At 71.1% G+C, this 10253-nt stretch carries 13 protein-coding genes and 1 tRNA gene; 11 read left to right on the top strand and 3 right to left on the bottom strand.

From position 1 onward, the window contains the following. Positions 1-49: 49 nt before the first annotated feature. Genes NCC78_RS08260 through NCC78_RS08300 form a run of 9 tightly spaced genes read left to right on the top strand, consistent with a single transcriptional unit; the run spans position 50 to position 5678 of the window. Entirely contained in the window at positions 50-487 is a 438-nt protein-coding gene (locus NCC78_RS08260) for a DUF6197 family protein (RefSeq protein ID WP_250793032.1), read from the top strand. After that, entirely contained in the window at positions 487-786 is a 300-nt protein-coding gene (locus NCC78_RS08265; RefSeq protein ID WP_250793034.1) for a hypothetical protein, read from the top strand. The genes NCC78_RS08260 and NCC78_RS08265 overlap by 1 nt, the downstream gene beginning before the upstream one ends. Next, positions 783-1166, top strand: coding sequence for an RRQRL motif-containing zinc-binding protein (locus NCC78_RS08270; RefSeq protein WP_250793035.1), 384 nt, complete (start codon positions 783-785; stop codon positions 1164-1166). Before NCC78_RS08265 ends, NCC78_RS08270 begins: the two co-directional genes overlap by 4 nt. Next, entirely contained in the window at positions 1166-1462 is a 297-nt protein-coding gene (locus NCC78_RS08275; RefSeq protein WP_250793036.1) for a hypothetical protein, read from the top strand. The genes NCC78_RS08270 and NCC78_RS08275 overlap by 1 nt, the downstream gene beginning before the upstream one ends. Beyond that, entirely contained in the window at positions 1449-2165 is a 717-nt protein-coding gene (locus NCC78_RS08280; RefSeq protein ID WP_250793037.1) for a hypothetical protein, read from the top strand. The genes NCC78_RS08275 and NCC78_RS08280 overlap by 14 nt, the downstream gene beginning before the upstream one ends. Beyond that, positions 2162-2428 (top strand): hypothetical protein, encoded by a 267-nt coding sequence (locus NCC78_RS08285; protein ID WP_250793038.1) that lies wholly within the window; start codon positions 2162-2164, stop codon positions 2426-2428. The genes NCC78_RS08280 and NCC78_RS08285 overlap by 4 nt, the downstream gene beginning before the upstream one ends. Beyond that, a complete protein-coding gene (locus NCC78_RS08290; RefSeq protein ID WP_250793039.1) occupies positions 2428-4209 on the top strand; it encodes a replication initiator in 1782 nt (593 codons plus the stop codon). Before NCC78_RS08285 ends, NCC78_RS08290 begins: the two co-directional genes overlap by 1 nt. 30 nt (positions 4210-4239) lie before the next feature. Then, the gene (locus tag NCC78_RS08295; protein ID WP_250793041.1) at positions 4240-4437 is read left to right on the top strand and encodes an excisionase family DNA-binding protein; all 198 of its coding nucleotides are present in this window, start codon (positions 4240-4242) and stop codon (positions 4435-4437) included. Further along, positions 4437-5678 carry a tyrosine-type recombinase/integrase gene (locus NCC78_RS08300; protein WP_250793042.1) on the top strand — a complete coding sequence of 414 codons (1242 nt, stop codon included), beginning with the start codon at positions 4437-4439 and terminating at the stop codon, positions 5676-5678. Before NCC78_RS08295 ends, NCC78_RS08300 begins: the two co-directional genes overlap by 1 nt. A gap of 73 nt (positions 5679-5751) precedes the next feature. On the opposite strand, the gene NCC78_RS08305 is transcribed toward NCC78_RS08300, so the two are convergent. Next, positions 5752-5828, bottom strand: a tRNA-Thr gene (locus NCC78_RS08305). 333 nt (positions 5829-6161) lie between these two features. Between NCC78_RS08305 and NCC78_RS08310 the strand changes: the two genes are divergently transcribed. Then, positions 6162-7253, top strand: a complete 1092-nt coding sequence (locus tag NCC78_RS08310) for an ABC transporter ATP-binding protein (RefSeq protein WP_250793044.1) — start codon at positions 6162-6164, stop codon at positions 7251-7253. A gap of 61 nt (positions 7254-7314) precedes the next feature. Here NCC78_RS08310 and rlmB read toward each other — a convergent pair whose 3' ends face one another. Next, on the bottom strand, positions 7315-8445 hold the full coding sequence (gene rlmB, locus NCC78_RS08315; protein ID WP_250793046.1) for a 23S rRNA (guanosine(2251)-2'-O)-methyltransferase RlmB: 1131 nt from the start codon (positions 8443-8445) through the stop codon (positions 7315-7317). Then, entirely contained in the window at positions 8445-9860 is a 1416-nt protein-coding gene (cysS, locus tag NCC78_RS08320) for a cysteine--tRNA ligase (protein ID WP_250793048.1), read from the bottom strand. The genes rlmB and cysS overlap by 1 nt, the downstream gene beginning before the upstream one ends. Before the next feature lie 147 nt (positions 9861-10007). On the opposite strand from cysS, the gene NCC78_RS08325 reads away from it, so the two are divergent. Next, positions 10008-10253 (top strand): helix-turn-helix domain-containing protein (locus NCC78_RS08325; protein WP_250793052.1); only part of this gene is annotated, 246 nt, incomplete at its 3' end.

The following is a 10253-nucleotide window of genomic DNA, read 5'->3' on the forward strand; positions in this document are numbered from 1 at the left end:
CGGTTCCGCCGACCTCAACCAACAGCCCTACCGAAAGGACGTGGCTGCCATGAAGGCTACCCAAAACCCAACCACCGCAGCACCGGTCACACCCGCTGACCTGCTGCGGATGGCTGCCCTCTACCTGCGCCGGCACGGCTGGCACCAGGGCACCTACTACGCCCCCACCACCGACAACCCCACCCCGCCGGCCTGCGCCGCCGGGGCCATCGGGATCGCCTGCGCCGGCCACAAGGTGGAGCACTTCTCCCACCTTGACGGCGACACCCTCGCCGACTACCTCACTGCGCTCGCCGTGTTCGTCGACCACCTCGACGCGCACGCGCCGGTCTTCTTCATCGACGAAGACGGCTACCTCCTCGACGAACACACCTCCCCCTACTCGTGGAACGACGACCCGGCCCGCACCGCCGAGCAGGTCGTAGCGGCTCTGGAAGCCGCCGCCGACGAGTGGGACCGCCTCCACACCGAGGAGGTCGAGAACTGATGAGCACCGTCAAGAAGTCCTTGACGCCGTTCGGGCAACAGCTCAAGCACCGGACCGTCGTGGAGAACGACGAGTTCGCCGCCTTCGCCCGCCGCATCATCCGCGCCCACGGCCGCCGCGTCGCCGCCGGCGATGTCGAAGCCCTCCGCGACCTCATCGCCCTGTCCTCGGTCATCGACCACGCCATCACCGAAGCCGTGATCGGGCTCCGCGCGTTTGGCTACTCCTGGGCTGAGATCGGCTCCCGTCTCGGCATCACCCGCCAGGCCGCCCAGCAGCGCTGGGGAGGCCAGCCATGACCACCACCGCTACTCAGCCGACCACCGGCCTGGCCGTCGAGTTCTACGACCCGGGCGGCACCCGCTACGGGTTCCCCACCTTCCCCTACCTCGACGCCCCAACCGGGCTGGCCACCCGCCGGCAACTGCGCGCCGCTGGCCTGCGTCCCGGAGGGCACGACCCAGTCGCCCAGATTCTCTGGCGGCGTGGCAAGCGTGTGGCCTACCTCTACCGCCTCGACCTCGCCGCACCCAAACGGATCGCCACCCCGGCTCAGCTGGAAGCCCTCGCCAAGGCGCTTCGCGCTCGCCGCACCTGCCGTTCCTGCGGCCTCGTCCAGCCCTACTACATCCCGCGCCGTACCGGTGCCTGTCTCGACTGCATCCCCGGAGGTGCCTGATGACCACAGCCATCACGAACCTCGCCGCTCAGGAGCGGATGACCGCGGATGACTACGCCGTCACCGCCCTCGCCGGCTACTTCGCCGCCCGCGGCCCCTTGTCCTTCGAGCGGTTCCTGTCCGGCTACTACGCCGAATCGATCCGCCTCATCCAGGAAGCCCACCTGACCGATTGCACCGCCGCCGACGGCGAGCACTGCGCCACCTGCGACGCCATCCGGGTCGGCCTCGTCGGCCTGCTCGCCGAACAACACACCGTCACCGCTGCGGAGGTGAGCGGCCATGACCAGCACTGACCGGACCACCGGCCCCCGCATCGAGGGCGTCGTCCTGGTCCTCATCCTGCTCACCGTCGCCGGCTTCGCCGGCGCTGCTTCCTTCACTCACGTCAAGGACTGGACCCTCGCCAACTCCCCGCAAGGGACCGGGGAGTGGTTCGGCTGGGCCAACGCCGTCATCTCCGAACTCGTCCCCATCGCCGCGCTGCTGACCATCCGCCGACGCCGCCGAGCCGGCGCTCCGATCGGCTACCCGCTGTTCCTGCTCATCGCCGCCGCCGGCCTGTCCCTGGCCGCGCAACTCGCCGTCGCCAAACCCGGCCCGTCCGGCTGGCTCCTGTCCGCCGTCCCCGCGCTGGCGTTCATGGCCCTGGTCAAGCTCGTCCTCGCCCCGGCACCCACGCCGGAGGACCCCGGGCCCACCGCCGAGCAGGTCGAGCCCATCCGCGTCCAGGTGGCCGAGCAGGTCACCACCGAGCCGCCGGCTGCCATCACCCCGGCACGCGAGCCGACCCCGGCCGTCGAGCCGGACCCTGTCACCACGCCAGCCCCTGAGCCGGTCGACGTCCCTACCCACCTGCTGCCCACCGCCCGCTTCGCGGCCGTGCAGCACGAACAAGCCACCGGCCAACCCATCACCGCTGATGAGCTCTCCAACCGGCTGAGCATCGCCCCGGCCGTCGCCAGGCAGCTCCTCACCACCATCGGTGGTGCCCGGTGACCATCTACCTCGTCGACATCGAGCAGGTCACCCACACCTGCCCCAACCATCCTGAGGGCCACCCGTTCGACATCCGCCGGACCCTCGTTCACGTCATCCCCGGCGGTCCCTGCCGGGCACCGGTCACCGTCCGCTGCGGCGGACAGACCGTCCAGATCCCCTGCCACCGGCACGAGCCGGCCAAGCGCCAGTGCGCCGCCTGCCGGGTCATCGTCACCGAACGCACCATCACCACCCGCCACCTCACCGAGGTCGCCGGCTGATGGCCTCGACGCTGGACCTCACACCCCGAGCCACCACGGCCCGGGGTGTGGGCTCGAACGCCGACACCATCCCGCCTGTCATCACCTACACCGCCGCCGGCTCCGCCTTCGAACGCGCCACCCAACCCGACTACTTCGGCTGGCTGGAACACATCCGCGCCGCCGCCGGCTGCACCCGCCCAATCCGCCTCGCCGGCCAGCTCCTCACCGTCGACCCCTCGACCGGCCGGGTGCTGGATCAGCGAAACACCGACGCCATGCCCGACGCCGCGATCTACACCGCCTGCGGCAACCGCCGGGCCACCGTCTGCCCGTCCTGCGCCCGCACCTACCAACGCGACGCCTACCAACTCCTGCGCGCCGGCCTCATCGGCGGCAAAGGCGTCCCCGCGACCGTCGCGCAGCACCCGGCCGTGTTCCCCACCTTCACCGCACCCTCCTTCGGGCCGGTCCACGTCCGGGTCGTCAAGCGACACACCTGCGCCAACCGGAAGCGCTGCGACTGCCGGCCCGAGCCCTGCCACGCCCGCCGCGACACCGGCCTCTGCGCCCACGGCCAACCCGCCGTCTGCTGGGCCCGCCACGACCCCAGCGATGCTGTCCTCGGTCAGCCGTTGTGCCTGGACTGCTACGACCACGATCACCAGGTCGTCTGGAACCTGTTCTCCGGCGAGTTGTGGCACCGGACGAAGCAAGCCGCGGAACGCCACCTGGCCAAACTCGCTCGCCGGCGAGGCATCCCCCGCGTCGAGGTCGTCACCGCCTCCGGCATCACCCGCAAAGTTCCACCCGTCCGGCTCTCTCACGGCAAAGCGGCCGAGTTCCAAGCACGCGGCGCGGTCCACTTCCACGCCCTGGTGCGCCTCGACGGCGTCGACCCCGACGACTCGGCTGCTGTCGTCCCGCCACCGGCCGGGTTCACCGTCGCTGACCTGGAAGACGCCCTCCGGGCCGCCGCCGAGCAGGTCGCCTTCACCACCCCGTCCCACCCCGACCGGCCCGAGGGCTGGCCCATCGCCTGGGGAGAGCAGCTCGACATCCGCCCCATCTCGCTAACCGGTCGCGGAGAGGTCACCGACAGCATGGTCGCCGGATACCTTGCCAAGTACGCCACCAAAAGCACCGAGGTAACCGGGCACCGCTCCGTCAGGCTCGACGCCGACACCATCGGCGACTACGCCGACCCCGACGGCGACCACACCGCCCGCCTCATCGACGCCTGCTGGCGCATCGGCCGACCCACCCACACATCCCGGCCCCTGCTCGACCGACCCCGCGATCACCGACCCCGGCCCGGCTTCGTCGAACGCTGGCAGTGCCCCGACTGCGGCACCCACACCCGCTACGCCGCCTGCCCCGTCTGCATCGCCCAACGTCAAGCCGGCCTTGACGCCGAACCGAGGAAACCGGCGACGACCAACCCTTACGCCCGGCTGCGCCGGTGGGCGCACATGCTCGGCTTCGGCGGCCACTTCCTCACCAAAGCCCGCCGCTACTCAGTGACGTTCCAACTCCTGCGGGACACCCGCGTGAGCTTCCGCCGCCACGAGGACCAGGTCGACGAGCACACCGGTGAGGTCCTGGCCGTCGACCACCTCGACGACACCACGCTCATCGTCGGCACCCTCACCTTCGCCGGCGTCGGCTGGCACACCACCGGAGACGCCCTCCTCGCCAACACCGCCGCCACCCTCGCCCGCGAACGACGAACCACCGGCCAGGAAGAACTCGCCCACGAACTCGCCACCATCCCCGCCGATGCGGCGCCCGCCGCAGCTTGACCCCTCCCGTCGCACGAGGAAGGCCAACCGTTGGACACCCCCACGCCGATCACTCCTCGCGTGCTGCGCGTCGAGGAAGCCGCCCGAGCGCTCGGCATCGGCCGCTCGCTCGTCTACGACCTGATCCGCTCCGGCCGGCTCCGCTCCTTGAAGGTCGGAAGCCGCCGACTCATCCCCGCCTCGGCAATCGACGAGGCCATCGCCACGCTCACGGAAGAAGCCGCCTGATGCCCAGAGAACCCAAGCAACGACAGCCCACCGCCCGCCGCAACCCCAACGGCGAAGGCTCCATCTACCAGCGGGCCAGCGACGGCCGCTGGGTCGGACAGGCATACGTCCACACCACCGACGGCACCCGCAAACGCAAGTTCGTCTACGGCGCGACCTGGGAAGAAGCCCACGCCAAGCTCGTCGAGCTGAAATCCCGCTCCCAACGCGGCATCCCAGTCCCAGACCGGGCATGGAAGCTGGCCGACTACCTGCCCTACTGGCTAGCCGCGTACGTCAGCGACCTCAAGCCCACCACGGCACGCGGATACGAAAGCGCCGTCAGGCTGCACCTGATCCCCGCCCTCGGCAGCAAGCGTCTCGACCGGTTGCAGGTTCAGCACGTCAAGGCGTTCATGGACGACTTCCGGCGCAAGTGCCTCTGCTGCACCAACGGCCTCGACAAAATCCGGCCCGTCGATCGGCGATGCTGCTCCGTCGGCCGGTGCTGCCAGCACTACCCCAGTGCCCGTCAGATCCAGTTCGTGCACGCGGTGCTGCGCAACGCGCTCCAAGCCGCCAAGCGAGAAGAGCTTGTGTCGCGCAACGTCGCCAAGCTGGTGCGGGTTCCCTCACCTCGCTACAAGGTCGGCAAGGGCCTGTCTGTCGACCAGGTGCGCAAGATCCTTGACGCCTCCGCTGGTCACCGGATTCACGCGCTATACGTCGTGGCCGTCACGATGGGGCTCCGGCGCGGCGAGCTGGTCGGCCTCCGATGGTCGGATGTCGACCTGGACGAGGGCACGCTGAGGGTTCAGCAGACGGTCCAGCGGGTCGCGGGAAAGCTCCACGTCCTGGACGCCAAGACTGAGGACTCCGAAGCAGTGTTGCCGCTGCCCGAGGTCACATGGCTCACCCTGCTCGAACACCAGGAGCGCCAGCAAACCGAGCGGGCCGCCCTGGCGGAGGTGTGGGAGGACCATGACCTCGTCTTCCCCTCCGAGCGAGGCACCCCGATAGAGCCCACCAACCTCAGCCGATCATTCGCCCGGCTCCGGGAAGCCGCCGGCCTGCCCGGGGTACGCCTGCACGACCTGCGACACACCGTTGTCTCCCTGCTGATGGAGCTCGGCGTGCCGCCGCACGTCGTCCAGGCCATCGCCCGGCACGCCGACGTCAAGATCACGCTCAAGGTCTACGCTCACGCCAACCTTGACGCGATGCGTCAGGCGCTCGGCAAGCTCGACGGGCGGCTATCGTGACCCCGGTTGCTGTCAGCGTTGCTGTCAAAGCGTCGGCTCGCGGCAGTGCCCGGTGGGAAATGCCTGGTGGAATTGGAGCCCCCGGCCGGGATCGAACCGGCGACATCTCGCTTACAAGGCGAGTGCTCTGGCCAGCTGAGCTACAGGGGCGTGTGGTGCCGACGTCAGCATAGCGACCGACGTCCGGTTTTCCCGCTAGCCAGGCCTCCCGAGCATGGGAAACGTCAACATCCCGACCGCGAACGCCCGACGCCCGCGTCGATTGGTGTCCTCCCGTGCCCGAGTGACCGGAATGCGTATGCCGCCCATCCCATCCGATGCTCCCCGCCTTGGCAGCACTCGAAAAGCCGTTTACCGTGCAGTGACACGGACGACACCCCGGCTTTCCGGGGAGCCGCCCGTGGGTCGGCGCCACGGGCGCCGGCCCGCTCCTTCACTCGGATCGTCCGGCACGTTCCTGCCGGTGAAAGGAAGCATCCCCTCATGGCTACGGTCACCTACGCCAAGGCGTCCCGGATCTACCCGGGCACCGAGCGCCCCGCCGTCAACCAGCTCGACCTGGAGATCGGCGACGGCGAGTTCCTCGTCCTCGTCGGCCCCTCGGGTTGCGGCAAGTCCACCAGCCTGCGCATGCTCGCCGGCCTGGAGGACGTCGACCAGGGCTCGATCTACATCGACGACCGGGAAGTCACCCACCTGCCGCCGAAGGCCCGCGACATCGCGATGGTCTTCCAGAACTACGCCCTCTACCCGCACATGACGGTGTACGAGAACATGGCGTTCGCGCTCAAGCTCCGCAAGACCTCGAAGGCGGAGATCGACCGGCGGGTCAAGGAGGCGGCCGGGCTGCTCCAGCTGGAGGAGTACCTCAGCCGCAAGCCGAAGGCGCTCTCCGGCGGTCAGCGCCAGCGGGTCGCGATGGGCCGGGCGATCGTCCGCGAGCCGCAGGTCTTCCTCATGGACGAGCCGCTGTCGAACCTCGACGCCAAGCTCCGCGTGCAGACCCGTACGCAGATCGCCTCGCTCCAGGCGAAGCTGGGCGTCACCACCGTCTACGTCACCCACGACCAGGTCGAGGCCATGACCATGGGTCACCGGGTGGCGGTCATGCTGGACGGCGTGCTGCAGCAGGTGGACACCCCGCGGGCGCTCTACGACACCCCGGCCAACGTCTTCGTCGCCGGTTTCATGGGCTCCCCCGCCATGAACATCAAGACCGTGCCGCTGAACGAGCGGGGCGCCGCGTTCGCCGACCTGCACATCCCGCTCACCCGGGAGCAGGTCGAGGCGGCCCGCGCCGAGGGTGGCGACAACAAGGTGACCGTCGGCTTCCGCCCCGAGGACTGCGACCTGGTCAGCCCGACCGAGGGTGGCATGCCGGTCATCGTCGAGCTGGTCGAGGACCTGGGCTCGGACGCCAACGTCTACGGGCACGCCGCGCTCGAGGGCAACAACGAGCGCTTCGTGGTCCGTACCGACCGGCGCACCATGCCGAACATGGGCGACACCGTGTTCGTCAAGCCGCGTGAGGGCCGCAGCCACGTGTTCAACGCGGCCACCGGCAACCGCATCTGACGTACGACGAGAAGGGGCGGCCCGCTTCGGCGGGCCGCCCCTTTCGCGTCGGTGCGGTGGGTCAGGCCTCGGCGGCCCGGCGGCGGGCCACCTCGGCCAGGGCGACCGCGGCGGCCACGCTGGCGTTGAGCGACTCGACCTCGGAGATCATCGGGATGCTCACGGTGAGGTCGCAGGTCTCGCCGACCAGCCGGGAGAGGCCACGGCCCTCGGAGCCGACCACGACGACCAGCGGGCCGACGGCGGCCTCCAGGTCGTAGAGGTCCGTCTCGCCGTCGGCGTCCAGGCCGACCACCATGAAGCCGGCGTCCTGGCAGGCCTTCAGCGACCGGGTCAGGTTGGTCACCTGGGCGACCGGCACCCGCGCGGCCGCGCCGGCGCTGGTCCGCCAGGCGGTCGCGGTGATCCCGGCGGCCCGTCGCTCCGGTACGAAGACGCCCTGCGCGCCGAAGGCGGCGGCGGAGCGGATGACCGCGCCGAGGTTGCGCGGGTCGGTGACCCCGTCCAGCGCCACCAGCAGCGGGGCGGGCTGCTCCAGGGCCGCCGCGATCAGGTCCTCGAAGGGCTCGTACGCGAACGGCGGCACCTGGAGCCCGACGCCCTGGTGCAGCACGCCACCGGTCATCCGGTCCAGCTCGGCGCGGCTGATCTCCAGGATGGCGATGCCCCGGTCGGCGGCGGTCCGGATGATCTCGTTGACCCGGTCGTCGCTCTCCATGCCCTGGGCGGTGTAGAGCGCGGTCGCCGGCACCTGGGTGCGCAGCGACTCCAGCACCGGGTTCCGGCCGACCAGCAGCTCGGGGGTGTCCTTCGACGGGTTGGACTTGCGCCCCGGGGCGACCCGGGGGCCGCCGCGACCGGTGGGCTTGCCGCCCCGGCCGGCCGCGCCGCGACCAGCGGCCGGCGTGCCCCGACCGCCACCCCTGCCCCAGGTGGTGTCCTTGGCACCGGGCTGGCCGACCTTCGGCGCGCGCCCCTCCTCGGCTGCCGCGCGGCGCTCCTTGTCCTGCTTCCAGGCGGTGCGCTGGGGCAGCTTCTCGGTGCCCGAGTAGGCCTTGTGCCAGGGCCGCTCGTCGGCGGGCAGGGTCTTGCCGCGCCCGGTCAGCGAGTCCTTGTTCTTGCCGCCGGAGCCCTTGGGCGCGCCCGCTTTCGGCGTCAGCCGTCGGCCACGGCGCTGTGAGTTGCCGGCCATCAGTCCTGCTCTCCAATAGTCCAACGAGGGCCCTGGGGGGTGTCCTCGACCACCACACCGGCCTGCTTGAGCTGGTCCCGTACCGCGTCGGCGGCGGCCCAGTCCTTGCGGCCCCGCGCCTGCGCGCGCTGCTCGAGGGCCAACGCGACCAGGGAGTCCACCACGCCGCGCAGGTCGTCCGCGCGGCCACCACCGGTCCAGGCCGGGTCGAGGGGGTCCACCCCGAGGATATCCAGCATGGCGCGGACGGAGCCGAGCGCCGTGCGGACGGTCACATCGTCACCGCCGGTCAGCGCGGTGTTGCCGTCGCGGAGCACATCGTGCAGGACGGCCAGCGCGGCGGAGGTGTTCAGGTCGTCGTCCATCGCCGCGACGAACGCGCCCGGCAGCTCACCCGGCTGACCGGCGCCCACCCGCTCGGCGGCCCGCTGCACGAACCCCTCGATCCGGCGGTACGCGATCGCCGCCTCGCGCAGCGCCTCCTCGGAGTAGTCGATGCGCGAGCGGTAGTGCGCGGCGGCGTAGTAGTAGCGCAGCTCCACCGGACGCACCCCGAGCGAGTCCACGTACGCCAGGTCGAGGGTGTTGCCCAGCGACTTGCCCATCTTGGCGCCGCCGATGCTGAGCAGGCCGTGGTGCACCCACCAGCGGGCGAACGGCAGCCCGGCCGCCTGCGACTGGGCCATCTCGTTCTCGTGGTGCGGGAAGGTCAGGTCCAGGCCGCCGCCGTGGATGTCGAACTCGCGGCCGAGGTAGCGCCAGCACATCGCCGAGCACTCGATGTGCCAGCCGGGCCGGCCCCGCCCCCACGGCGACGGCCAGTAGGCGTCCGCCGGCTCCTCCGGCTTGACGCCCTTCCAGAGGGCGAAGTCGCGCGGGTCCCGCTTGCCCCGGTCGGGGGCGTCCCCGGCGGACTGCATCGCGTCCGGCGACTGCCCCGACAGCGACCCGTACGCCGGCCAGGAGGCGACGTCGAAGTAGACGTCACCGGAGCCGTCGGTGGCGGGGTACGCGTGCCCGGTGGCGATCAGCTCGGCGATCAGCTCGTGCATCTCCGGGATATGCCCGGTGGCCCGCGGCTCGTACGTCGGCGGGAGCACGTTGAGCGCCCGGTACGACTCGGCCAGGATCAGCTCGTTGTCGTACGCGATCGACCAGAACGGCCGCCCCTGCTCGCTGGCCTTGACGAGGATCTTGTCGTCGATGTCGGTCAGGTTGCGGATGAAGGTGACCTCGTAGCCGGCGGCGAGCAGCCAGCGACGCAGCACGTCGTAGTTGACGCCGGAGCGAAGATGGCCGATGTGCGGCGCGGCCTGGAGGGTGAGACCACACAGGTAGACCCCCACCTTGCCGGCTTCCCGCGGGACGAAGTCCCGCACCGATCGGGTGGCGGTGTCATACAGGCGTAGCGTCACCGTACAAGGGTAGCCGTCCCCGCTTCTCCGGGTCTCCCGGAGCCGGGTCGTACGCTGCTCGGCGTGGATACGACGGCGCGCCCGGGCGAACCCGGCGAGGCGACCCCCCGGCCCGCCGGCGGCTCGCCCACCGGACCCGCCGACGCCGTGGCGCGGGGTGGGGAGACGGCGCAGACCCTGGACCGGGGGTTGCGGCTGCTGCACCTGGTCGCCGACGCGCCGGCCGGGCTGACCGTCACCGAGGCGGCGAACCGGCTGGGCATCGGCCGGGCCGCGGTCTACCGGCTGGTCGGCGCGCTGACCGGGCACGGCATGCTGCGCCGCGACGACGACGGTCGGCTGCGCCTCGGCCCCGGGGTGCTGCATCTGGCCCGGCGGGCCCAGCCGCTGCTC

The sequence above is a fragment of the Micromonospora phytophila genome (genome assembly GCF_023656545.1).
Taxonomy (GTDB): Bacteria; Actinomycetota; Actinomycetes; order Mycobacteriales; family Micromonosporaceae; genus Micromonospora; species Micromonospora phytophila.

What these genes read in the sequence shown, in the direction of transcription:
- NCC78_RS08310 (WP_250793044.1), top strand. Translation starts at nt 6,162, where the DNA reads ATGGCTACGGTCACCTACGCCAAGGCGTCCCGGATCTACCCGGGCACC.
- NCC78_RS08300 (WP_250793042.1), top strand. Translation starts at nt 4,437, where the DNA reads ATGCCCAGAGAACCCAAGCAACGACAGCCCACCGCCCGCCGCAACCCC.
- NCC78_RS08280 (WP_250793037.1), top strand. Translation starts at nt 1,449, where the DNA reads ATGACCAGCACTGACCGGACCACCGGCCCCCGCATCGAGGGCGTCGTC.
- NCC78_RS08265 (WP_250793034.1), top strand. Translation starts at nt 487, where the DNA reads ATGAGCACCGTCAAGAAGTCCTTGACGCCGTTCGGGCAACAGCTCAAG.
- NCC78_RS08275 (WP_250793036.1), top strand. Translation starts at nt 1,166, where the DNA reads ATGACCACAGCCATCACGAACCTCGCCGCTCAGGAGCGGATGACCGCG.
- NCC78_RS08270 (WP_250793035.1), top strand. Translation starts at nt 783, where the DNA reads ATGACCACCACCGCTACTCAGCCGACCACCGGCCTGGCCGTCGAGTTC.
- rlmB (WP_250793046.1), bottom strand. Translation starts at nt 8,445, where the DNA reads ATGGCCGGCAACTCACAGCGCCGTGGCCGACGGCTGACGCCGAAAGCG.
- NCC78_RS08260 (WP_250793032.1), top strand. Translation starts at nt 50, where the DNA reads ATGAAGGCTACCCAAAACCCAACCACCGCAGCACCGGTCACACCCGCT.
- NCC78_RS08290 (WP_250793039.1), top strand. Translation starts at nt 2,428, where the DNA reads ATGGCCTCGACGCTGGACCTCACACCCCGAGCCACCACGGCCCGGGGT.